At 67.6% G+C, this 22,562-nt stretch carries 21 protein-coding genes; 13 read left to right on the top strand and 8 right to left on the bottom strand.

The features are described 5' to 3' along the window. From OH799_RS34335 to OH799_RS34320, 4 genes are all read left to right on the top strand, one after another. Positions 1-1,038 carry an ROK family protein gene (locus OH799_RS34335; protein ID WP_406273134.1) on the top strand — a complete coding sequence of 346 codons (1,038 nt, stop codon included), beginning with the start codon at positions 1-3 and terminating at the stop codon, positions 1,036-1,038. Positions 1,039-1,168: 130 nt separating this feature from the next. Next, positions 1,169-1,894: a lysophospholipid acyltransferase family protein gene (locus OH799_RS34330; RefSeq protein ID WP_357272387.1), complete on the top strand. Its 726-nt coding sequence runs from the start codon at positions 1,169-1,171 to the stop codon at positions 1,892-1,894. 198 nt (positions 1,895-2,092) lie between these two features. Further along, positions 2,093-3,658, top strand: coding sequence for an alkaline phosphatase D family protein (locus OH799_RS34325; RefSeq protein ID WP_406273131.1), 1,566 nt, complete (start codon positions 2,093-2,095; stop codon positions 3,656-3,658). Positions 3,659-3,710: 52 nt separating this feature from the next. Next, on the top strand, positions 3,711-4,988 hold the full coding sequence (locus OH799_RS34320; RefSeq protein WP_406273127.1) for an FAD-binding oxidoreductase: 1,278 nt from the start codon (positions 3,711-3,713) through the stop codon (positions 4,986-4,988). A 673-nt stretch (positions 4,989-5,661) separates the two neighbouring features. On the opposite strand, the gene OH799_RS34315 is transcribed toward OH799_RS34320, so the two are convergent. Continuing rightward, positions 5,662-6,078, bottom strand: coding sequence for a cytochrome c oxidase subunit 4 (locus OH799_RS34315; protein ID WP_406273125.1), 417 nt, complete (start codon positions 6,076-6,078; stop codon positions 5,662-5,664). A gap of 14 nt (positions 6,079-6,092) precedes the next feature. Continuing rightward, positions 6,093-7,211, bottom strand: coding sequence for a cytochrome c oxidase subunit II (locus tag OH799_RS34310; protein WP_406273122.1), 1,119 nt, complete (start codon positions 7,209-7,211; stop codon positions 6,093-6,095). A 336-nt stretch (positions 7,212-7,547) separates the two neighbouring features. Between OH799_RS34310 and asnB the strand changes: the two genes are divergently transcribed. Next, positions 7,548-9,491 (top strand): asparagine synthase (glutamine-hydrolyzing), encoded by a 1,944-nt coding sequence (asnB, locus tag OH799_RS34305; protein WP_406273119.1) that lies wholly within the window; start codon positions 7,548-7,550, stop codon positions 9,489-9,491. Between the two features lie 421 nt (positions 9,492-9,912). On the opposite strand, the gene OH799_RS34300 is transcribed toward asnB, so the two are convergent. Together OH799_RS34300 and OH799_RS34295 are read right to left on the bottom strand one after the other, a co-directional pair. Continuing rightward, on the bottom strand, positions 9,913-10,881 hold the full coding sequence (locus OH799_RS34300) for a carbohydrate kinase family protein (RefSeq protein ID WP_406273116.1): 969 nt from the start codon (positions 10,879-10,881) through the stop codon (positions 9,913-9,915). Positions 10,882-11,032: 151 nt separating this feature from the next. Continuing rightward, positions 11,033-11,386, bottom strand: a complete 354-nt coding sequence (locus tag OH799_RS34295; RefSeq protein WP_327114428.1) for an iron-sulfur cluster assembly accessory protein — start codon at positions 11,384-11,386, stop codon at positions 11,033-11,035. Positions 11,387-11,582: 196 nt separating this feature from the next. Between OH799_RS34295 and OH799_RS34290 the strand changes: the two genes are divergently transcribed. Beyond that, positions 11,583-12,254, top strand: coding sequence for a DUF3043 domain-containing protein (locus OH799_RS34290; protein WP_406273112.1), 672 nt, complete (start codon positions 11,583-11,585; stop codon positions 12,252-12,254). Positions 12,255-12,292: 38 nt separating this feature from the next. Here the strand turns inward: OH799_RS34290 and OH799_RS34285 are convergent, their stop codons facing one another. After that, positions 12,293-12,454, bottom strand: coding sequence for a hypothetical protein (locus tag OH799_RS34285; protein ID WP_406273109.1), 162 nt, complete (start codon positions 12,452-12,454; stop codon positions 12,293-12,295). An 85-nt stretch (positions 12,455-12,539) separates the two neighbouring features. Here OH799_RS34285 and OH799_RS34280 point away from each other — a divergent pair, with 85 nt between their 5' ends. The 5 genes from OH799_RS34280 to OH799_RS34260 all read left to right on the top strand — a co-directional run bounded on the left by OH799_RS34280 (position 12,540) and on the right by OH799_RS34260 (position 17,156). Further along, positions 12,540-13,520, top strand: a complete 981-nt coding sequence (locus tag OH799_RS34280; RefSeq protein WP_406273106.1) for a helix-turn-helix domain-containing protein — start codon at positions 12,540-12,542, stop codon at positions 13,518-13,520. 101 nt (positions 13,521-13,621) lie between these two features. After that, positions 13,622-14,188, top strand: coding sequence for a bifunctional adenosylcobinamide kinase/adenosylcobinamide-phosphate guanylyltransferase (gene cobU, locus OH799_RS34275; protein WP_406273103.1), 567 nt, complete (start codon positions 13,622-13,624; stop codon positions 14,186-14,188). Between the two features lie 115 nt (positions 14,189-14,303). After that, positions 14,304-15,389, top strand: a complete 1,086-nt coding sequence (gene cobT / locus OH799_RS34270) for a nicotinate-nucleotide--dimethylbenzimidazole phosphoribosyltransferase (protein ID WP_406273100.1) — start codon at positions 14,304-14,306, stop codon at positions 15,387-15,389. A 238-nt stretch (positions 15,390-15,627) separates the two neighbouring features. Further along, a complete protein-coding gene (locus tag OH799_RS34265) occupies positions 15,628-16,374 on the top strand; it encodes an adenosylcobinamide-GDP ribazoletransferase (RefSeq protein WP_406273097.1) in 747 nt (248 codons plus the stop codon). A 68-nt stretch (positions 16,375-16,442) separates the two neighbouring features. After that, entirely contained in the window at positions 16,443-17,156 is a 714-nt protein-coding gene (locus OH799_RS34260) for an MBL fold metallo-hydrolase (protein ID WP_357272362.1), read from the top strand. 1 nt (position 17,157) lies between these two features. On the opposite strand, the gene OH799_RS34255 is transcribed toward OH799_RS34260, so the two are convergent. From OH799_RS34255 to OH799_RS34245, 3 genes are all read right to left on the bottom strand, one after another. Beyond that, entirely contained in the window at positions 17,158-18,255 is a 1,098-nt protein-coding gene (locus OH799_RS34255; protein ID WP_406273094.1) for a branched-chain amino acid aminotransferase, read from the bottom strand. Between the two features lie 95 nt (positions 18,256-18,350). Further along, positions 18,351-19,445: a glycine cleavage system aminomethyltransferase GcvT gene (gene gcvT / locus OH799_RS34250; RefSeq protein ID WP_406273091.1), complete on the bottom strand. Its 1,095-nt coding sequence runs from the start codon at positions 19,443-19,445 to the stop codon at positions 18,351-18,353. A 64-nt stretch (positions 19,446-19,509) separates the two neighbouring features. Next, positions 19,510-20,115, bottom strand: a complete 606-nt coding sequence (locus OH799_RS34245) for a GNAT family N-acetyltransferase (RefSeq protein WP_406273088.1) — start codon at positions 20,113-20,115, stop codon at positions 19,510-19,512. Between the two features lie 111 nt (positions 20,116-20,226). On the opposite strand from OH799_RS34245, the gene OH799_RS34240 reads away from it, so the two are divergent. Together OH799_RS34240 and OH799_RS34235 are read left to right on the top strand one after the other, a co-directional pair. Continuing rightward, on the top strand, positions 20,227-21,036 hold the full coding sequence (locus tag OH799_RS34240; protein ID WP_406273085.1) for a TetR/AcrR family transcriptional regulator: 810 nt from the start codon (positions 20,227-20,229) through the stop codon (positions 21,034-21,036). A gap of 9 nt (positions 21,037-21,045) precedes the next feature. Continuing rightward, positions 21,046-22,557: a leucyl aminopeptidase gene (locus tag OH799_RS34235; RefSeq protein ID WP_406273083.1), complete on the top strand. Its 1,512-nt coding sequence runs from the start codon at positions 21,046-21,048 to the stop codon at positions 22,555-22,557. Positions 22,558-22,562: the final 5 nt, after the last annotated feature.

Here is a 22,562-nt window from a genome sequence, read left to right as displayed (position 1 = left end):
ATGACCGGTGCGCGATCGCTGACCGTCGGAATCGACGTAGGAGGCACCAACATCCGCGCCTCCGTGATCGATGGTGGTGGCGAGGTGCTCGACACTGTCCAGGCGCCGACGCCGCATTCCGCGCGGGCGCTGGAGGATGCGCTCGACCGCGCCGTCCGCGAACTGTGCCGAAAACACCCGATCGGCGCGGTGGGGTTGGCCGTCGCCGGGTTCATCAACGGCGAACGCTCGTCGGTCCGATTCGCTCCGCACCTGCCCTGGCAGGACGCCCCGGTCGCGCAGCAACTCACCGAGCGTCTCGAGCTGCCCGTGATCTTGGAGCACGATGCCAACGCCGCCATGTGGGCCGAGTACCGGTTCGGCGCCGCGGCGGGTGGGCACAACGTGGTGCTCATCGCGATCGGCACCGGCATCGGCGCCGCCCTGCTCATCGACGGCCAGCTGTACCGGGGCACGCACGGCGTCGCACCGGAACTCGGCCATCTACAGGTCGTTCCCCAGGGCCGGGCCTGCCCATGCGGCAAACGCGGATGCTGGGAGCGATACTGCAGCGGAACGGCTCTGGCCGACACCGCGATCGAGATGTTGGCCACCGATCAAGTGCGCTCGGTGCTGGCCAGGGACGTGATGCGCGATCCTGGCTCGCTGACCGGACGGCGGGTCGCGGGTGCCGCGCAGGACGGCGACCCGCTCGCGCTGCGGGTGATGGCCGACTTCGCGCGATGGCTCGGGCTGGGGCTCGCCTTCGTCAGCGACATCTTCGATCCGGATCTCGTGGTCATCGCGGGCGGCGTCGGCAGTTCGGCGCCGCTGTTCCTGGACGAGGCGCGAGAGGAGTACGCGCGTGCGGTCACCGGCGCGGGACATCGGCCGCTGGCCCGGATTCGGACCACGCAGCTAGGCGAGGCGGCAAGCATGATCGGCGCCGCCGACCTGGCCAGGGCGGCGTTGCCCGCGGGCAGCCGGAAATCCTCGCGGGGTGGCGCGAACCAGTCATTGACAGGCCTTGATCGCCTGCGGGCGACACGCCGACCGTAGCTATTCCTCGGCGTCTCCGCGGAAGTGTGGTGAGATTCGCCGCAGCGGTTGGATGTGATCTGACACCAGCGGTAAAGTCGGCACTTGACATAGGTGCCCGCTACTATCCCGGTCCCGGGGGAAGGACGTCATGTTCTACTGGCTGCTGAAGTTCGTGCTGCTGGGACCATTCATTCATCTCTACAACCGACCTACGGTCGAGGGTGTAGAGAACATTCCGGCGGACGGGCCGGCAATCATGGCGGGCAATCACCTCTCCTTCGCCGACTGGCTGTTCGCACCGCTGGTGAGCCCACGGCGGATCAACTACCTGGCAAAGGCCGAGTACTTCCGCACGCCGGGCATCAAAGGCCGGCTCCAGAAGTTCTTCTTCAGCGCCTCTGGCCAGTACCCGATCGACCGTAGCTGCGCCGATGCCGCCGAGGACGCGCTCAACGCGGCCCGCAAGCTCCTCGACGAGGGCCGCCTGGTCGGCCTCTACCCGGAGGGAACCCGGTCTCCCGACGGTCGCCTGTACAAAGGCAAGACCGGGATGGCCCGCCTCGCTCTGGAAACAGGTGTCCCAGTGATCCCGGTCGCTGTCATCGGCACCGACGAGGTCAGCCCGCCCGGACCGTTCCGCTGGCGCCGCCGCAAGGTGACCGTCAAGTTCGGTGCCCCCATAGACTTCTCCCGCTACGAGGGCATGGGCGGCAACCGCTTCGTGGAGCGCGCTGTCACGGACGAAGTCATGTACGAGCTGATGCAGCTCGGCGGTCAAGAGTACGTCGACGTCTATGCCGCAAGCCTGAAGAAGGGCGTGCCGAGCGGCAGCCGCCCCGAGGCCGCGCGCATCCCGGACACCGCCGCGAGCTGATCTCGATTCCACCTCTCGGGTGGCGTTTCCCATCATGACGTCCGGTTCCTGGTCGACCTCCCAGCGCATGACACCTGGCTGCGGCAGACCACGAAAAGCCGCACGATGGTGCACCACTCGACCTCGGGCTGCGGGACATCGGCCGGGCGGACCGGACCTGTTCATGTTGCGTTGAGGTGGCTCGTTCAAAGTTGTCACATGACTGGTTGGGAATTCGACATCTCCCGGCGCACCCTGCTACGGGCCTCCGCCCTCGGTCTCGTGACGGCTCCGGCACTGTCGGCCTGCTCGTCCGGCAGCGGTCCCGGCCTCGTTCGGCAGCGCCCAGTGCTCACGCACGGCGTCGCGGTGGGCGACCCGCGCAACGATGGCGCCCTGATCTGGGCGCGCGCCGACCGTCCAGCGAAGCTGATCGTGGAGACCGCCGCCACGGAATCGTTCACCAACGCCGAGCGTTTCACCGGGCCACTGCTCACCCCGGATTCCGACGGCACAGGCCGGGTGCGGGTCAATGGCCTGCCCGCCGGACAGCAGGTGCACTACCGGGTGACGCTGGAGGGCGACGACGGCGCCATCTCCGAACCCGTCACCGGCGTCTTACGCACCGTGCCGACCGCCACCTCGGACCTCATGCTGCAGTGGTCCGGCGATGTCGTCGGCCAGGGCTTCGGCATCAACCCGGACCTGGGCGGCATGCGGATCTTCGCCACCATGGCCGCCCGCGACCCGCACCTGTTCCTGCACTCCGGCGACTCGATTTACGCCGATGGCCCACTGAAGGAATCGGTCACCCTGCCCGACGGCCGGATCTGGCGCAATGTCGTGAGTGAGGCGAAAAGCGCTGTCGCGCAGACTCTGGACCAGTTCCGCGGCAACTACGCCTACAACCTGACCGACGAGCACTACCGCCGCTTCAACAGCGCGGTCGCTCAGGTCGTGCAGTGGGACGACCACGAGACCGTGAACAACTGGTACCCCGGCGGCTTGGTCGCCGAGTCCAAGGGCTATGCCGAGCGCAGCATGGAAACCCTGGCCGCCCGGTCCTGGCAGGCATTCCACGAGTGGATGCCGCTGGATCCCGCGGAAGCGATGGACGGTCGTCTGCACCGCAAGATCTCCTACGGTCCGCTGCTGGACATCTTCGTGCTGGACATGCGCACTTACAAGGACACCAACAACACCGACAAAGGACCGAACGGCCGCATTTTCGGTGCGGCGCAGACGAAATGGCTGACCGATGGCCTGCGCAAGTCCCGAGCCACCTGGAAGATCATTGCCAACGACCTGCCGCTCGGCCTGGTCGTCCAGGACGGTGAACAGCCGAACACCGTCGCGTACGAAGGCCCCGCCAACGGCGACCCCGGCGCACCCTCGGGCCGCGAAAGCGAGATCGCCCAAGTGCTCTCGTCGCTCGCGGCGCACAAGGTCGCCAATGTGGTGTGGCTCACCGCAGACGTGCACTACACGGCGGCCCACCACTATTCGCCGGACCGAGCGGCGTTCACCGACTTCGACGAGTTCTGGGAGTTCGTCTCCGGTCCGCTGAACGCGGGCGCGTTCGGCCCGAATCCGCTGGACGGCACATTCGGCCCAGAAGCGGTGTACGTGCACGCACCGCCGATGCAGAACAGCTCGCCGCTGGATGCCTTCCAACATTTCGGCGAGGTACGGATCGACGGGAAGTCAAGGGAACTGACCGTCGACCTGTGCGACGCGAGCGGATCCGTGCTGTTCAGCAAGCGCCTCGCGCCCGCGTCCCGGTAGCATCGGGATTCGGGTGAGCGTCGCGGGCCGCGCTGTGGTTAGCTTTCGTGCCATGAGCACGCCGCAGATTGTCTCCAACGCCGAGGAATTCCTTCCCCGTGATACCGCCGATGTCGTTCGCACGGTTCGGGATTCACGCGGGCGAGCGGAACAATTGATGGTGCGCGGCGGCGAGCTGATCGACGAGGGCCTCACGCTGCCCGCCCAACCGACCGTGGTCTCGCTGCGCCGGATGGACCAGGTGCTGGATATCAACCTGGGCCGACGCACTGTACGGGTGCAGGCGGGCGCCAAACTGTCGGACATCGACCGGAGGCTCGGCGCGCACGGGCTCGGCTTGCCCATCGTCGGCGACCACCGCGACATCACCGCGGGCGGTTTCGCCTCGGTCGGCGGAGTCAGCGCGGCCTCGCACAGATACGGCCTGTTCATCGACCAGATCGTCGATCTGGAGTACGTGGACAACGACGGCCGCATCGGCACCTGCGGCCGCAGTCACCACACCGAGCGGTTCCAGCGCATCCTCGGCGCGGGAGGGCGCGCGGGCATCATCACCGCGCTCACCCTGGACGCGATCGACATCGACAAGGACCACACCTGGCTGACCACCAACGCCGACCGATTCCTCGACTTCGACTCGTTCGTCGAGCACGCCTACGCCGCGATCGCGCGGCCGGGCACAGCCGCGCTACAGGTCGGCCGCTGGGTCGACACCGCCCCGCTGAAGGTGGCGCGCCCGGTCGGCACCGGCCACGTGCAGCTGGGCACCGTGCGCTTCGGCCAATGGTCGAGCTTGCACCCCACCGCGCCCACCAGATCACTACGAGCCCGGCGTGAGGTCGGGTCCCGGGCCCGGAAATCGCTGGGCGTCATCGCCTCCGCCGCGGGCGGCAAGGCGGGCATGCCGGTCCGCAACGCCGCCGCGGGCGCGGTGCTGTTCGCGCCGAAGGTGCAGACCCTGCGCGACGCCGAATATCTGGCCGATACAGCGCTCAGCTCGTCGGAGCGTGGACCGGCCTACCGGGTGGGCGTTTTCGCGCCGCTGTCGAGCTACACGTCGGTGTTCTACCGCCTGCACGATCTGTTCGCGGGACACCGTGAGCGCACCGGCTGCTTCACCGTGATCTCGGCGATGACCTACGGCGTGCGCTCACGCTACTTGCGCTCGGAATCGGCCGCGCGCGGCCTCTCCTGCGAAGAACACGGACTGATCACGTTCACCTGCCGGTTGCGGCCCGCCGCGGTGCCCTCGGAACTGCTGCGCGACATCGTTTCCAGCATCGACGATATCTGCCGCTCGGAGAACGCACTGCGCTACGAGGCTGATTAGGATTGCGGCACCTTCGGCGCCGCGTGTCCGCGGCCCCCTAATGGCTCGCGTCCGAGCGACCGCCGCTGGCGACTTCGTCGCGGACGCGTCGGCCGCTCGGACGCGAGCCGGGCCGCGAACAGACAATGCTCGGTCTCGCTTCGCTCGGAACCGGGGGTTGGGCTGGTGTGGTTGCGTTGGCACAATAGCCGGCGACCGGAACCGTCATCGAAAACATCGTCGCGACGCGACGCCCACTCCGATGCCAGCCGCGCCGCGAACCGGCAACGCTCGATCTCGCATCGCTCGAAAACAGCAGTGATGCCGACGTGGTCCCGTTAGAGCGGTAACCCACCGCCGGCGTTCACACCGACCAGTACTGACGACCGCGACCTTCACCAGCAGCGACATCATCACTGACGCATCGACCGCGCGGCCGCAGCCGCAAAGGGGTGTAGGAAAGACTCGCCACCTCTACGTGGCGATGGCGCAATCGACAACATTCTGGAAACTGAAACGGGCCCCGAGTCGTTCGACTCGGGGCCCGTCGTCACGAACATGACCACTGGTTTCGCAAGAACATGGGTAACTCACCGGGTACGCCAAGAACTCGAGCTGTACTTACGCAGGACCTGAACGCAAATCCCCCGCTACCCAACTGGTACGGCCTGAATACCCGGAGAGGCGGAACAGCTCAGTGCTTCTCTGGGCCGAGGTAGTACTCGAAGACCAGGCCCGCGGCGGCGGCCAAAACGCAGACCACGCCGATGCCGATCAACCAGAACTGGAAGAACGCCAGGCCGAGGGCGGTCACCGCACCGGCGCCTGCCAGGGTGATGGGCCAGAAGCTGCCGGGCGAGAAGAAGCCGAGGTCGCCCGCGCCGTCCACGATCTCGGCGTCCTCGTAGTCCTCCGGGCGCAGGTCGAGACGCCGTGCGACGAAGCGGAAGTACGTGCCGATGATCAGCGACAGACCCGCGGTCAGGACGGTTGCGGTGGTGCCCGCCCACTCGACGCCGGTGCGCGACTGGCCGGTGAAGAACCCGTAGACCACCGCCACGATGATGAAGAACACCGTGAGCAGTTCGAAAATCCGCGCTTCGATCTTCATGTCAGATCAGTTCCTCACTTGCCCTCGGCCGCGGCCGCGCTCTTGGTGTCCCGCTTGGTGTTGAACGGCGTGGTAGTGGTGGCGACGGGAGACTCACCGATGGACTCGAGCGCCTCTGCATTGGTCTTACCCGCCTTGCGCGCGTCCAGGTATTTGGTGAACTTCTCCGGCGAGACCGCCCGAACCTCGAAGTTCATCATCGAGTGGAAGGTGCCGCACATCTCGGCACAGCGGCCGACGAACGCGCCCTCCTTCTCGATCTTGGTGATCTGGAAGACGTTGTCGGAGTGGTTTTCCTTCGGGTTCGGCATCACGTCGCGCTTGAACAGGAACTCCGGCACCCAGAAGGCGTGGACCACGTCCGCCGCGGCGAGCTGGAACTCGATGACCCTGTTGGTCGGCAGCACCAGGACCGGAATCTCGGAGCTGGAGCCGATCGTCTCGACCTTGTCGTAGTGCAGGTAGGACAGGATGTCGTTCGCCGGCTTGCCGTGCACCGGGCCCGGCTGCGGGTGACCGTCCTCGGTCCGCTCCTTGTACTCCTCGAGCTGCTCCTGGTTCGACGTCTCGCGCGTGGTGTCGATGCCGTCGAACTTGTAGCCGTCCTTGAAGTCGACCTCCCGGTAGCCGAACTTCCAGTTCCACTGGAAAGCGGTCACGTCAACGGTGACGTCGGGATTGTCCACCTTCTCGTGCACGTAGTTCTGCACGACCACGGTGAAGTAGAACAGCACCGCGATGATGACGAAAGGGATCGCCGTGTATGTCAGCTCCAGCGGCACGTTGTAGCCGGTCTGCCGCGGGAATTCCGGCGAGTCCGCCTTCTTGCGGTGAAAGGTGACGGTCCAGAAGGTCAGGCCCCAAACCAACACGCCCATCACCAGCGCCGCGATGACCGACCAGGTCCACAGCTCCCGCATCCGGGCGGCCTGCGGCGTGACACCCGAGGGCCAGCCGAACCGCAGCCAGACATTGTCGATCGAGCAGCCCGAGACGAGCAACGCGGTGATCCCCAAGGACACCGCCAGCCCGGCCCGCCGAAGGATGCGGCCCTGCCGACCCCGGGCGGATCGTGCCCCGATCTCTTCGCTCGCCTTGTGCGCCACGCTCACGCCTTCCTGGTCGCCACACATTTCGACAGTGCATCGTCAGAGCTGCGATCGGCCCTGACGATGCGTCCTAAGCATGCTTCAGGACGCCCTCGGGGCCGGCACGTCCGCGCACGGGTCGCCTGAGAGAGACCTGAGTACTACGCAGCGTAGACCAAACAAGCGCGTCTCTCGTCGTCGGGTCGGATTCGACACCTCGCCGATCACGCCGGGATATCCGTCAGCAGCGCATCCGCCCAGGACGCCGTGTGCGCGACGCGCGGATCCGGTGTGTGCGGCATACTCGGACACGAGATTTCGTCCTCGCGCTCCGCTCCGTGAGCGCGTACACCGACTGCGAGAAACGAGGTTGCCGGCGCCGTGTGTGGACTGCTCGGATTCCTGACATCTGACGAGGCAGCACCTGGCACGGTGGAGCAGGTCTACGAAGCCTTGCACTGCGTGCGCCACCGGGGCCCGGACGAGCGTGGCACCTGGCACGACGATCACCTGATCGTCGGCTTCAACCGCCTGTCGATCATCGATATCGAACACTCGCACCAGCCGCTACGCTGGGGCCCGCCGGAGAACCCTGAGCGCTACGCGCTGACCTTCAACGGCGAGATCTACAACTACCTGGAGCTGCGCACGGAGATCGCCGCCGCGCACGCCGACGAGTTTCCGGACGGCAAGATCTTCCAGACCGAGGGCGACAGCGAGGCGATCGTCGCGGCGTTCCACTACTGGGGTCCCGAGGCCGTGCGGCGGCTGCGCGGCATGTTCGCGTTCGCGATCTGGGACACCGAAACCGAGGAACTGTTCCTCGCCCGCGACCCGTTCGGCATCAAACCGCTGTTCCTGGCCAGTGGGCCGGGCGGCACCGTGTTCGGCAGCGAGAAGAAGAGCCTGCTGCAACTGCTGCCCGCACTGCAGCTGAGCGACGCGCTCGACCCGAGGGCGCTGGAGCACTACACGGTGCTGCAGTATGTGCCGGAGCCCGAGACGCTGCACAAGGACGTGCGCAGACTCGAATCGGGCAGCTACGCCACCGTGCGGCTGGGACAGGCGCCGACGATCACCCGGTACTTCAGCCCCGAGTTCCGGGTGCGCCCCTTCGCCCCCGGCTCGGCCGAGGCGCGCTACCGCGAGATCGCCGAGGCGCTCGAGGATTCCGTGGCCAAACACATGCGCGCGGACGTCACGGTCGGCTCGTTCCTGTCCGGCGGCATCGACTCCACAGCGGTCGCCGCACTGGCCATGCGGCACAACCCGAAGCTGATCACCTTCACCACCGGATTCGAGCGCGAGGGCTACTCCGAGGTCGACGTGGCAGCCGAAAGCGCGGCGGCGATCGGCGCCCGCCACGTCGTCAAGGTGGTCTCCCCCGCCGAGTTCGCGGCGGCGATTCCCGAAATCGTCTGGTACCTAGACGATCCGGTGGCCGACCCAGCGCTGGTCCCGCTGTACTTCGTGGCCAAGGAGGCCCGCAAACACGTCAAGGTAGTGCTCTCCGGCGAAGGCGCGGACGAGCTGTTCGGCGGATACACCATCTACCGGGAACCATTGTCGCTGAAGCCGTTCGAGATGCTACCCGGCGGGCTGCGCAGGCTGGCGGGCAAGCTGTCCGACCGCATTCCGGAGGGCACCAGAGGCAAGAGCCTGCTGTACCGCGGCTCGCTCACCCTGGAGGAGCGCTACTACGGCAACGCACGCAGCTTCAACGACGCCCAGTTGCGTGCGGTGCTGCGCGAATTCCGGCCGGAGTGGACCCACCAGGACGTCACCGCTCCGCTGTACGCCCAGTCGCGCGGCTGGGATCCGGTGACGCGCATGCAACACCTGGACCTGTTCACCTGGCTGCGCGGCGACATCCTCGTCAAAGCGGACAAGATGACCATGGCCAACTCGCTCGAACTGCGCGTGCCTTTCCTGGACGCCGAGGTGCTGAAGGTGGCCGAGGGGCTGCCGTTCGACCAGAAGATCACCAGGGAAACCACCAAGTACGCGCTGCGCCGGGCGCTGGAGGGGATCGTGCCCTCGCACGTGCTGCATCGCGCAAAGCTCGGGTTCCCGGTACCGCTACGGCACTGGCTGCGCGGCACCGAGCTCTACGACTGGGCGCAGCAGCAGGTCGCCGAGTCGCAGACCGACCACCTGTTGAACAAGAGCGCGATCAGCGACATGCTCGTCGCGCACCGGGCCGGGCTCTCCGATCACAGCCGCAGGTTGTGGACGCTGCTGGTCTTCATGGTGTGGCACGGCATCTTCGTCGAGGATCGGATCAAGCCGGAGATCCAGGAGCCGATGTACCCGGTTTCGCTCTAGCTGTCTGTTCCACCTCTCCGGGTTTTCAGGCCGTACTGGTCGGGTGGCGAGGGAAGTTGCGTTCAGGTCCTGCGTTGGGTGCCGCTTCAGTTTTGGGTGTACCCGGTGAGTTACCCATGTTCGTGCGAAATCAGTTGTTGCGTGTCTTCATGGGAATTCAGTAGTTGCGGATGTTCATGCGAAATCAGTAGTTGCGTGGCGGGCCATAGCAGTCAGGTGACCTGAATCACGTAAGGTCTTGCTGCGCGCTCGAGCCCTGGGCGGCTCGCCGCCATCAGCGGGTAACCCCAGGATTCCCAGCGCAAGTGATTTCGTGAGCATGTGGGTAACTCACCGGGTACACCCAAAACTCGAGCGGCGCCAGACGCAGGAGCTGAACGCGAATCCCCCGCCACCCGACCAGTACGGCCTGAGAGGCGGATCAGAGCAGGGGTTTGATGTCCGCTGCGGCCTCGGGGCCGTAGGCGGCGGTCAGGCGCTCGAGCGCGATTTCCTTGTTCAGCTTCCACTCCTGAGTGCCCATGGTCTCCAGCACGAGCACCGCGATCAGCGAGCCGAGCTGGGCGGAACGCTCCAAGCTCAGCCCGGCCGTGTGGCCGGTGAGGAAGCCCGCGCGGAACGCGTCACCGACACCGGTCGGCTCCACCTTCTCGGTCTCGGGAACCACGCCGACGGTCACCTCTGTGCCGTCGCGGTCGACGATCCGCACACCGTCCGCGCCGAGCGTGGTGACGCGAATACCGACCTTCTTCGCGACCTCTTCCTCGCTCAGGCCGGTCTTCTGCAACAGCAGCGCCCACTCGTACTTGTTCGTGAACAGGTATGCGGCACCGTCGATCAGCTGCACGGACTGGTCGCCATCGAGGCGGGCCAGCTGCTGGGAGGGGTCGGCGGCGAACGGTATGCCGAGTTCGCGGCACTCGGCGGTGTGCCGCAGCATCGCCTCGGGATCGTTCGCGCCGATCAGGACGAGGCCGAGCTCCCGCGTCTCGGCGAGCTGAGCGATGGAAACGTCGCGCGCCTCACTCATCGCACCGGGGTAGAACGACGCGAGCTGAGCCATGTCGTCGTCGGTGGTGCAGACGAAACGGGCGGTGTGCGCCCGGTCGGAGACCAGGACACCGGAGCAGTCGACACCGTGCGATTCCAGCCAGGCGCGGTATTCGGCGAAATCGGCGCCGACGGCGCCCACCAGAAGGGGTGCGCGATTCAGCAAGCCCATGGCGTAGACGATGTTTCCACCGACGCCTCCGCGGCGGATCTGCAGATCATCGACAAGGAAGCTCAGCGACACGTGGTCGAGCTGATCTGCCAGCAGTACGTCGGCGAACCGTCCGGGAAAACGCATGAGATGGTCGGTCGCAATGGACGCGGAAACGGCGATGGACACGTGGCTGAGCCCTTCAAAAGTAGGCGGCAGGCGGTCTGGACCGGGACGCGAGTCCCGGTCTCACCGTAGCTGATTCCGCCTCTCCAGGTCTTCAGGCCGTACTAGTCGGGTGACACAGGATTTGCGCTCATCGCACGGCTGGGCGGGGAGCTCAGTTGAAGGAGTCGCCGCAGGCGCAGGAGCCCGTGGCGTTCGGGTTGTCGATGGTGAAACCCTGCTTCTCGATGGTGTCGACGAAGTCGATCGAGGCACCCTGCACGTACGGAGCGCTCATCCGGTCGACGGCCAGCGTCACGCCACCGAAATCGACGATCAGGTCACCGTCCAGCGAGCGGTCGTCGAAGAACAGCTGGTAGCGCAGGCCGGCACAACCGCCCGGCTGCACCGCGATCCGCAGCGCCAAGTCGTCGCGACCCTCCTGATCCAGCAGCGCCTTCGCCTTCGCGGCGGCGGCGTCGGTCAGAGTCACACCATGGGTGGTGGCGGTCTCGTTCTGCACAGTCATGAACTCTCCTCGAGGAACCCTTGGTCAACCCGTGGCAGCGCACGGGTCGTGTTGGTCAACACCACTCGGTAGGCTGCTATTCCCCCATCTTGCCACCACCCGGCTCGCCGCGGCAGGCGACCTCCGTGACTGCGCACACTCCCGGCGAATCGGACCGCGTTTCCTGTCGCATTGTCGATCGAATAGCCTGGTCGCTGTGAAATTGTTCCGTCGTGGCGAGTCCAGCACCACCGACACCACCGCCGAATCGACGGCGGTCGTGGATGGCGACTCGGCCGCGGGTTCCACCCGGGCGGCGGTCCCAGCCACCGCGGGCAAGGGCCGCCCCACCCCCAAACGCCGTGATGCACAAGGCAAGCGCCGCGGCCCCGTAGCCCCCGCTCCACTCACCGCGAAAGAGGCCCGCGCCCGTCGCAAGGCCACCCGCGGCAGCAGACAGGACCGCAAGGCTGCGTCGGCCGAACGGCGCGCGGCCGCCCAGGATCGGCGGGCGCGCATGCTCGCGGGCGAAGACAAATACCTGCTGCCGCGCGACCAGGGGCCGGTGCGAGCGTTCGTCCGCGACATCGTGGACGCCCGTCGCAACCTGGTCGGCCTGTTCATGCCGATGGCGTTGGTGCTGATCCTGTCGATGTTCGTCGCGCCCGCGCTGCAGACCATCGTGACGCTGGCCATGCTGGTGATGATGGCGTTCATGATCGCGGAGGGCGTTCTGCTCGGCCGGATCGTGAACAACCGGGTCAGGGAGCGTTTCCCGGACAGCACCGACACCGGATACCGGCTCGGCTGGTACGCCTTCGTCCGCGCCTCCCAGATCCGCAAGATGCGCGCCCCGAAACCGCGGGTCGGACCCGGCGACAGCGTCTGACTCGCAGGTGCGGCTGCCGTTGCCGTTCGGTCTCGCTGTCAGCGGTGGTGGGCGTCGCGACCGAGCATGGCGACCAGTTCCGCCTGCAGACGTTGGGCGTCGCGGTCGACGACATCGGATGAGCCTGCCCGGCCGGTGCCGTACCCGACCAGCATCGCGAAGGCCACGATGGCGGCAAGGGAAACAAGAAAAGTAACCATGGCAGTAATTTTGCGCCCGGCCATTTACCGCCGATAGTGGCTGTGCTGACAATGTTCGTAAAAATTCGGCCAGTAGACTGCCCGCATGCTGTCGAAGGTCGCCGTGGTGCTGTCCGAACGAATGGCCATGTTCGAGTTCGGGGTCATCTGTGAGGTTTTCGGCCTCGACCGGACCGCCGACGGACTGCCCGGCTTCAATTTCCGGGTCTGCGGAGCAGAGCCGGGCACCCCGCTGCACTCGACCAGTCCCGGGATCACCGTCACACCGGAATACGGGCTCGTGGAGCTGGCGGCGGCCGACCTGGTCGCGATCCCGGCCGCCGCGACTGGCACGGAATACGATCCACGGGTTGTCGGCGCGGTCCGTGACGCGGCAGCGGCCGGCGCGACCGTGCTCACCGTCTGCTCCGGAGCCTTCCTAGCCGGTGCGGCCGGGCTGCTCAACGGGCGAAAATGCACCACGCATTGGCGTTACGTCGAGAAACTCGCCGCCGAGTACCCCGAGGCCACGGTCGATCCCGACGTCCTGTTCGTCGACGAAGGCAACCTGATCACCAGCGCGGGCACCGCCGCGGGCATCGACGCCTGCCTGCATCTGGTGCGGCGGGAACTCGGCAGTAGCGTCGCCAACGCGATCGCGCGGCGCATGGTGGTGCCGCCCCAGCGCGACGGCGGGCAGCGTCAGTTCATCGAACGCCCGGTCGTCACCTGTACCTCCGACAGCCTCATCCCGACCCTGGCGTGGATGAACGAACACCTCGACCTGCCACACACCATCGAGGAACTTGCCACCCGTTCCACCATGTCCACCCGCACCTTCGCCCGCCGCTTCACGGCCGAAACCGGAACCACCCCGGTGAAATGGCTCACCAATCAGCGCGTACTGCTGGCAAAGCAACTCCTCGAGGAAACCGATCTCGGCCTGGAACGCATCGCCACCCGCTCCGGCTTCGGCTCCGGGGCCCTCCTACGCCATCACTTCCAACGCCTCGTCGGCATCGCCCCCACCGAATATCGCCGCCGCTTCGGCGGTAACCCGGATGTGGGCCAGGAGACGCCGGTGTAGTCGTTGCGGTGCGGGATGGCCGTTGGGTGGTAGACGGCGCGAGTGACGGTCGACACATCGCGGACGGATGGCTCAGCTGCGCCGATTGATACGGTGCACCGGTGCCGCACAGTTCCTCGTCCGCATCCGCGCCTCGCACACTTATTCTCGGCGGCGCGCGATCCGGTAAGTCGGCATTTGCGGAGGAGCTCGCCGCCAGGGCGGGCGGTCCGGTCCGCTATCTCGCCACCGCGGTGCCCGACCCGGCGGACCTGGATTTCGCCGAGCGGATAGCCAAGCACCGCAGCCGCCGACCCGGAAGTTGGTCGACCGTGGAAAGCGCCGACCCGGCAACGGTTCTCACCGAACCGATGTTGCCATCCAATCCCCGGGGCAGCACGCTCATCGACGACATCGGCACGTGGCTCACCGCCCGCATCGATGCGCGCGAGGCGTGGGACGCCCCGCGCGGCACGATCTCCTCCGACACCGACGCCCTGGTCGCGGCCATCGCCGCCTACCCCTACCACCTCGTGATCGTGACCCCGGAGGTCGGCATGGGCGTTATCCCGGCGACCCGCTCGGGCCGTCTGTTCCGCGACGAGATCGGCTCTCTCAACCAGCGCCTGGCCCAAGTCTGCGACGAGGCGTACTTCGTCGTCGCGGGCATACCCCTTCGCTTGAAGTAGGGCCGCTCCCGCGGCAGGTGTGTGGGAGCACCGGTGAAGGGCCAACTGGGAGCCGAAGAATGGCAAGATTGGGCGGCGTAGTCGGCGGGAACCGCCACGACCGAAAGGCTCGACAGTGACTCACGGATTTGGACCGGTAGCGCCCCCGGACACACAGTTTCGTGTGGCGGCCGAGCAGCGGCAAGCGCAGCTGACCAAACCCGGTGGGGCGCTCGGCCGGTTGGAGGAACTCGGCAACTGGGTGGCGGCGTGCCAGGCCGCCTGCCCGCCGAAGCAGTTCGAGCGCGCCCGGGTCGTGGTGTTCGCCGGCGACCACGGCATCGCACGGCACGGGGTTTCGGCGTATCCGACCGAGGTGACCGCGCAGATGGTCGCGAACTTTCTCGGTGGCGGCGCCGCGGTGAACACCCTCGCGGCGGTGGCAGGAGCGACGGTCCGGGTCGCGGACATCTCCGTTGACGCCGACACCGACCCGCAGGTGTCGAAGCACAAGGTACGCCGTTCCAGCGGCGCGATCGACCGCGAGGACGCGCTCACCGCCGAGGAGATCCAAGCGGCGCTCGCCGCGGGCCGTGCCATCGCCGACGAGGAGATCGACGCGGGTGCCGACCTTCTGATCGCGGGCGACATGGGCATCGGCAACACCACCCCCGCCACCGTGCTCGTCGCTACCCTCACCGACACCGAACCCGTCGCCGCCGTCGGGCGCGGCACGGGCGTCGACGACGCGGGCTGGGCTCGTAAGGTCGCCGCTGTCCGCGACGCGATGCGCCGTGCCCGCCCGGTCGTGAAGGACCCGGTCGAACTCCTCCGTATCGCCGCGGGCGCCGACTTCGCCGCGATGGCCGCCTTCCTCGCCCAGGCCGCTACCCGGCGCACCCCGGTCATTCTCGACGGCGTGGTCGTCACGGCCGCGGCGATGGTCGCCGAAGACCTCGCACCAGGCGCGAGCGACTGGTGGCTGGCGGGTCACCGCTCGACCGAACCGGCCCACGCCCTCGCACTGAAACATCTGCGTCTCGACCCCCTACTCGACCTGAACCTGCGCCTCGGCGAAGGTTCCGGCGCCCTCACCGCCCTCCCCGTCCTGCGTTCGGCAGTCGCGATCCTCGCCGAGATGTCCACCTTCGCCGACGCCCGTGTCAGCACCGCCGACGCCGCCACCGAACCGGCAAGCACCACACTGGACCTGCGCAAGTGAACCGTTCTCGGCCCGCTGGGACACGGTCGCGGGACACCGTCACCGCCGGCCACGCTTCCTCGGCAACCACGCCTGACCGCCTCCACACCTGGTCGCGCCGGGTCACCGCTCACTCGACCTGCTGGCCACTCAGCCAGACCGACGCGACGTCCCCGCGCCCTGACGCACAATCGCCGATCCGGAAGCGGGTCTTTCGAGGCAGGCGCGAGGCCGCGGGCTTCAGAGGAGGTTGTTCGGCATGACCGGAGTATTACTGGCGATCTCGTGGCTGACCGTGCTGCCCGTGCCTGGGCCGGATGACGTCGATCGGGCGATGGTGGGGCGGGCGATCGCGGCGGCGCCGGTTGTCGGTGTGCTGCTCGGGGCGGGGGCCGCGGGGCTGCTGTGGCTGCTGACCTGGGACGGTGCGACTGCTCCGCTAGCCGGTCTGCTGGTGGTCGGCGCGCTGGCGTTGACCACACGGGGCATGCATCTGGACGGTCTTGCCGACACCATGGACGGACTCGGCAGCTACGGGCCACCCGAGCGGGCCAGGCAGATCATGAAGAGCGGCGGCGCAGGGCCGTTCGGGGTCGCGGGGATCGTGTTCGCCGTGGGGATACAAGCATTCTCGTTCTCGGCTCTCGCCGACTCGGGCCGGTGGTTCGCGGTGGCCCTCGCGGTAACGACCGGCCGCGTGGTCGTAGTCATCGCCTGCCGGGGCATCGCCGCCGCGCCCGGCACCAGCTTCGGTGTCCTCGTCGCGGGCACCCAATCGACACTCACAGCCGCCTTCTGGTTCGTCGCCTCCGTCGCCCTGGCAGTGCTGGCCGTCCCCGGCCGCCCCTGGCTGGGCCCCCTCGCCATCCTTCTCGCCCTCGCCGCCTCGATGATCCTCGTGTATCACTGCGTCCGCCGCTTGGGCGGACTTTCCGGCGACCTCCTCGGCGCCGCCCTGGAAACGTCGGTGGCCGTCGCCGCGGCAGTGCTGTCCCTCGCCGTCTAGCCCGACGCACCGGAAATTTTCCGGCCGTGCCGTGCGAATCGGCTGGGGCGGGCAATATGGTGAGCACTATGTCTTCTGAGCGTCTGTATTTTCGCCAACTGCTGTCGGGACGCGACTACGCCGTGGGGGATCCGATCGCGACGCAGATGCGCAACTTCGCGTACCTCATCGGCGATCGGGAGACGGGCGAGTGTGTGGTGGTCGATCCGGCGTACGCGGCGGGCGACCTGGTGGATATCGCCGAAGGAGACGGTCTGCGGCTGGCCGGGGTCCTCGCGACCCACCACCACCCCGACCATGTGGGCGGCACCATGCTCGGCTTCACCCTCCGGGGCGTGCGCGAGTTACTCGAAAAGACAAGTGTCCCAGTGCATGTCAACGCCACGGAGCTACCGTGGGTCGCCAACGTCACCGGCATCGCCGAGAGCGAGCTGACCGGTCACGAGCACGGTGACAAGGTCACCGTCGGCGCTTTCGACATCGAGCTGTTACACACGCCAGGACACACTCCAGGTAGCCAATGCTTCCTGTTCGACAACCGTCTGCTCGCGGGCGACACCCTGTTCGTCGACGGTTGCGGTCGCACCGATTTCCCCGGTGGCGACTCGGACGAAATGTTCCGCAGCTTGCGCTACCTCGCGGGACTCGCCGACGACCTGGTGGTCTACCCGGGTCACTGGTACTCGGAGGAGCCGAACGCCGCGCTGTCCACTGTCCGGGCCGACAACTACGTCATGCGCCCGCAGACCCTCGACCAGTGGCACATGCTCATGCCGGGCTGAGTCACATCCCACGCATCCACCCGTGGATATCGGCGAAGGTGCCACGCTGGATGCCGGTAAGCGTGTCGCGCAGGGCCATCGTGACCTCGCCGGGCTCGCCGCCGCCGATCGTGAACTCGCTCTCGCCGGAACGGACCCAGCCGACCGGCGTGATCACCGCGGCGGTGCCACACGCGAAAACCTCGGTGAGTTCACCGGACTCGGCGCTCTTACGCCACTCCTCCACCGAGATCTTGCGCTGCTCGACGGGGAAGCCGGAATCGGCGGCAAGGGTCAGCAACGAGTCCCGCGTGATGCCCGGCAGCAAGGAGCCGGACAGCTCCGGGGTCACCAGCCGTGCCTCGGACCCGGAGCCGAAGACGAAGAACAGGTTGTTGGTGCCCATCTCCTCGACGTAGCGGCGCTCGCACGCGTCCAGCCACACGACCTGATCGCATCCCTGCGCCGAGGCTTCGGCCTGGGCGAGCAAAGACGCAGCGTAGTTACCCGCGACCTTGGCCTCGCCGGTGCCGCCGGGCGCCGCCCGCACGTAGTCGGTGGACAGCCAGACCCGCACCGGCTTCACGCCACGCGGGAAGTACGCACCCGCCGGGGAACCCAGCAGCAGGTACTTGTACGACGCGGCGGGCTTCACACCCAACCCGGCCTCGGTCGCGAACATGAACGGCCGCAGGTACAGCGATTCCTCGCCGCCCGCCGCGGGCACCCAGTCCCGGTCCACGTCGAGCAGTTGGCGCACCGACTCGATGAACAGCTCCTCCGGCAGCTCCGCCATCGCCATACGGCGGGCCGACTTGCGGAAACGCGCGGCGTTCGCGTCGATGCGGAAACAGGAGACGCTGCCATCACTCTGGCGGTAGGCCTTCAGACCCTCGAAAATCGCCTGGCCGTAATGGAACACCATCGTCGCCGGGTCCAGGGGCAGCGGGCCGTACGGCTCCACACGCGCGTTGGTCCACGCACCGTCGGTGTAATCGATCGACACCATATGGTCGGTGAAGAACCGTCCGAACCCGGGCGCCGTCAGTACCTCTTGTCGCCGCTGCGCCGGAACGGGCGCGGGATGCGGGACGCGGGTGAACTGTGCGGCAATGGTCATGCCGATGATCCTATCCGGGAGCGATTTCCCGGTTACGCCCGTGGTCCGACCCCGTCGCCGGTGGCCTCCCGCACACCACACGGCACTGCCCGCGGCTATTTGGTGCTCGTCTGCACGAACGGCGGGCGGATCACCTTGCAGCGCAAACGGCGCCCGCGCACGTCGACCTCCACCTCGACTCCGGGCTCGATGTCCGCCTCGGTATCGAGCAAGGCCAGCGCGATACCGGCTTTCAGCGTGGGCGAGAACGTGCCAGAGGTGGTCTCACCGACCGGCTTGCCGTCGCGGAGTACCGTCTGTCCCTGGCGGAGTACGCCACGATCGAGGGCTTCGAGTCCCAGCAGGAGGCGGCGCGGACCGGCCGACTTCTCCTGTTCGAGTGCCGCTTTGCCCCAGAACTCCGGTTTCTTCCAGCCGACCGCCCAACCGCAGCGGGCCTGCACCGGCGAAATCTCCAGCGACAGTTCGTGCCCGTGCAGCGGGTACCCCATTTCGGTGCGCAGCGTGTCACGGGCGCCTAGGCCGGCGACCTGGCCGTCGGCCGCGCGCACCTGCTCGACCAGGGCGCGGAACAGCGGTTCGGCGTTGTCCCAGGGTGGCAGCAGTTCGTAGCCGTGTTCGCCGGTGTAGCCGGTGCGGCACACCCGGACCGGGTGGCCGTCCCATTCAGCGTCGGCGTATGCCATGTATTCCAGTTCGGTGGGCAGGCCGAGTGCGGTCAGCACCTCGGTGGAGCGGGCACCCTGCACCGCGAATACGGCGTAGTCGCGGTGCTCGTCCGTCACAGTGACACCCTCGGGCGCGACCTTGCCCAACTCCGCGACGACCGCCGCGGTGTTGGCAGCGTTCGGCACGAGAAAGATCTCCTTGTCGCTCACGTAGTAGGCGATCAGGTCATCGATCACTCCCCCGTCCGGCGCGCAGCACAGCGTGTACTGCACCTTGCCGGGCCTGATCCGGCCGAGATCGTTGGTGAGCGCGGAGTTCACGAACGCCGCCGCCCCCGCCCCACGCACTGTCGCCTTCCCGAGGTGGCTGACGTCGAACAAACCGACCGTGGCGCGAACCGCCTGGTGCTCGGCCACCGTTCCCGCGTAGGACACGGGCATCTCCCACCCACCGAAGGGCGCGAACGTCGCGCCCAACTCGACATGCACGGCGTGAATTGGTCCTCGCAGTAGATCGGTCACCCGCCGAGCCTATCCGGGACCACGCGGCCGTCGTCTCGGTCCTGGTGCCACTCAACGGGCGAGCCTAGGGGTGGAACCACATGGGGATGAGGGTCGGGCCTTTTTCCGGAAGTGTGTGGGTTGCTCCGGTCCGGGTGAAGCCTGAGCGGGTGTACAGGCGGGCGGATCGTTCGGTGCTCGCTTCGAGGAAGACCGGGATACCCGTTTCGGAGGCGGCTCGCAGCCGGTGTGTGAGGATCGCGGCACCTGCGCCTTGGCCGCGATGCTCCGGCATCGTGACGATCACTTGCAGATAGTGGTGCGGGAATTCACGTGGGTGTTCGCGGGCGAGTAGTTCGGTGACGAACGCCGCGCGGCGCAGCGGGCGCACGGCGGGCGCCTTCACGGCCAGTGTCCGGGCCTCGACGGCCTCCGCGACGAACCGCTCCACCGAGGTGACGCGTTGCCAGATCGACACGGACCACAGGTCCTCATCCGCCCCCGCGACCCAGATCTCGTCGTCCCGTAGTGCGCGGTCGACCAGGCCCGGCACGAACGCGGTCCGGAAGCCCGCGTCGGGCTGCCCCTCCAGCACCCACGCCGTCACCACCTCGTCCACGCTGGCCGCGCAGAACGCCTCGATGAGCGCGTCACGGTCCTGAGCACTCGCCTGCCGAGCGGTGAGCTGCATCCGCAAACCCTTTCGATATGAACAGCGTGTGTGATTGTCAATCTAGGGATGCCACAACACGCTTGCTAGCATTTCGTCACACCTATTCGTGTGTCGAAATAGGAGCGTCCGATGACGTGCGAGATGTGCCGGAACGAGCTCGCCCAACCCACACGCGGCCGCAAACGCAAGTACTGCTCCCGGTCCTGCCAAGCGCGCGCCTACCGCGCCCGCCGCGACGACGCACCATCCACTCGCCGCACCACGCGGCCGACGCGGCTCACCAGAGTCGCCATCGCCCGCACCGCCGTCGATCTGGTCGACCGCGATGGCATCGATGGCCTGACCATGCGCCGCCTCGCCAGCGTGCTCGGCGTCGCGACGGCCGGCCTCTACCGCCACTTCCCCGACCGGGAAGCATTGCTGGCGAGCATGGCCGAGCTGGTGCTCGACGAAATTCCACCGCCGCCACCCCGCTGCTCCGGCTGGCGGGCGCGGCTGCGACACGAGGCAGGCGAGGAGTGGCGCCTCTACCGCAGGCACCCGTGGATGTTGCCGCTCCTGGCCCGTACCCGCCCGCCCCTCGGCCCGGCGTTGCTGGACATCCTCGAACGCAACTTCTCCGCCCTCGACCACCCCAACCTCACCAGGCAGAACGCGTTCGCGATCTACCTGTCGCTATCCGGCCTGGTCCAGGGTCTCGCGCTGCTGTGGAGTTCCGAAGGCACCGACCGCCTCGGCAATCCGCGATCCCCCGCGGACTCGGACGCGCTGCGCCACGATCTGACCGAGCTGCTCGACCCGGCGACCCGCCCGGCCCTGCACCGTTTCCTCACCGCCGACCCGACCGGCCTCGAACTCGACTTCGATGACCTCCTCGACGCCGGCGTGGAACTCTTGCTGGACGGCGTCGCGGTGCGACACCTCGAACAGACCGAATAGCCTGTGCCCATGACCGCTGTTGCAGATCGCTCGCTCGGACCGGAACTGGCACGCACCGAGACCATCGGCGCGGACACCGATGTGCTCGTCATCGGGTTGACGTCGTCGGAGGACGGTCCCGCCATCGTGCCCGAGGACCTGTTCGGCGACGTGCTCACCGCCGAGGTTCGCGCGGAGCTGCTCGACCAGCTCGGCGCGGTCGGCGCGAAGGGCAAGGCCGAAGAGCTGACCCGGGTCCCTGCCCCGGCCGGACTGGACGGGGTATCCAGCGTGCTCGCCGTGGGGCTCGGCGCCGCCGACAAGGCCGACGCCGAGCAGATCCGCCGCGCGGCAGGGGTAGCCGCCCGCGCACTGTCGGGTACCGAACTGGTGGTGACCACGCTGTCGGGCCTGGATCTCGGCGCCGCCACGGAGGGCTTCTACCTGGGCGCCTACTCGTTCACGCCGTTCAGGTCGGACAAGTCCGCGCCCAAACCGGACGAACGCCCGGTGGCGCGCGTCGAGTTCCTCGTGCCCGAGCCGGGATTCGGCGAGGAGGTGTTCTTCCGCGCTCAGCTGACGGCCGAAGCCGTCGCCACAGCGCGCGATTTCGTGAACACACCGCCGAGCCACCTGTTCCCCGCCGAGTTCGCATCCCGAGCGGAGAAACTCGCCGAGGCCGCGGGTCTCACCGTCGAGGTGCTCGACGAAAAGGCCCTGGAAGCACGCGGTTACGGCGGCGTGCTCGGCGTCGGCAAGGGTTCCTCGCGCCCGCCGCGGCTGATCCGGATCAGCTACTCGGGCGGGCCCAAGAAGGTCGCGTTGGTCGGCAAGGGCATCACCTTCGACACCGGCGGCATTTCCATCAAGCCCGCGGCGAACATGGAGAACATGACCTCCGACATGGCCGGTGCGGCCGCCGTGATCGCTACCACACTGCTCGCCGCGCGACTGAGCCTGCCGGTCACCGTCACCGCGACGGTTCCGATGGCCGAGAACATGCCCTCGGCCACCGCGCAGCGCCCCGGGGACGTGCTCACCCAATACGGCGGCACCACCGTCGAGGTGCTCAACACCGACGCCGAGGGCCGCCTGATCCTGGCCGACGCGATCGTCCGCGCGAGCGAGGACGACCCCGACTACCTCATCGACGTGGCCACGCTGACCGGCGCGCAGATGGTCGCGCTCGGCACCCGCACCCCCGGCGTGATGGGCACCGACGAGTTCCGTGACCGGGTCGCCCGTATCTCTCGCGACGTCGGCGAGAACGGGTGGGCCATGCCGCTTCCCAGCGAGCTGCGCGCCGATCTGAACTCCAAGATCGCCGACCTGGCCAACGTCGCGCCACACCGCTGGGGCGGCATGCTCTCGGCGGCCTTGTTCCTCCAGGAGTTCGTCCCGGAGGGCGTGCAGTGGGCCCACCTCGACGTCGCGGGCCCGGCCTACAACACCGGCGGCCCGTTCGGCTACATCGGCAAGGGCGGCACGGGCGTGCCGGTCCGCACCCTCATCACGGTGATCGAGAGCATCGCCGCCGAGTGAGCGCC

Source organism: Nocardia sp. NBC_00881, assembly GCF_045207455.1.
Taxonomy (GTDB): Bacteria; Actinomycetota; Actinomycetes; order Mycobacteriales; family Mycobacteriaceae; genus Nocardia.
This window is presented reverse-complemented; position numbering and strand designations above follow the sequence as displayed.

Coding starts and splice junctions, on each gene's coding strand:
- OH799_RS34335 (WP_406273134.1), top strand. CDS start 1: ATGACCGGTGCGCGATCGCTGACCGTCGGAATCGACGTAGGAGGCACC.
- OH799_RS34330 (WP_357272387.1), top strand. CDS start 1,169: ATGTTCTACTGGCTGCTGAAGTTCGTGCTGCTGGGACCATTCATTCAT.
- OH799_RS34325 (WP_406273131.1), top strand. CDS start 2,093: ATGACTGGTTGGGAATTCGACATCTCCCGGCGCACCCTGCTACGGGCC.
- OH799_RS34320 (WP_406273127.1), top strand. CDS start 3,711: ATGAGCACGCCGCAGATTGTCTCCAACGCCGAGGAATTCCTTCCCCGT.
- OH799_RS34315 (WP_406273125.1), bottom strand. CDS start 6,078: ATGAAGATCGAAGCGCGGATTTTCGAACTGCTCACGGTGTTCTTCATC.
- OH799_RS34310 (WP_406273122.1), bottom strand. CDS start 7,211: ATGTGTGGCGACCAGGAAGGCGTGAGCGTGGCGCACAAGGCGAGCGAA.
- OH799_RS34295 (WP_327114428.1), bottom strand. CDS start 11,386: ATGACTGTGCAGAACGAGACCGCCACCACCCATGGTGTGACTCTGACC.
- OH799_RS34285 (WP_406273109.1), bottom strand. CDS start 12,454: ATGGTTACTTTTCTTGTTTCCCTTGCCGCCATCGTGGCCTTCGCGATG.
- OH799_RS34280 (WP_406273106.1), top strand. CDS start 12,540: ATGCTGTCGAAGGTCGCCGTGGTGCTGTCCGAACGAATGGCCATGTTC.
- OH799_RS34265 (WP_406273097.1), top strand. CDS start 15,628: ATGACCGGAGTATTACTGGCGATCTCGTGGCTGACCGTGCTGCCCGTG.
- OH799_RS34260 (WP_357272362.1), top strand. CDS start 16,443: ATGTCTTCTGAGCGTCTGTATTTTCGCCAACTGCTGTCGGGACGCGAC.
- OH799_RS34255 (WP_406273094.1), bottom strand. CDS start 18,255: ATGACCATTGCCGCACAGTTCACCCGCGTCCCGCATCCCGCGCCCGTT.
- OH799_RS34245 (WP_406273088.1), bottom strand. CDS start 20,115: ATGCAGCTCACCGCTCGGCAGGCGAGTGCTCAGGACCGTGACGCGCTC.
- OH799_RS34240 (WP_406273085.1), top strand. CDS start 20,227: ATGACGTGCGAGATGTGCCGGAACGAGCTCGCCCAACCCACACGCGGC.
- OH799_RS34235 (WP_406273083.1), top strand. CDS start 21,046: ATGACCGCTGTTGCAGATCGCTCGCTCGGACCGGAACTGGCACGCACC.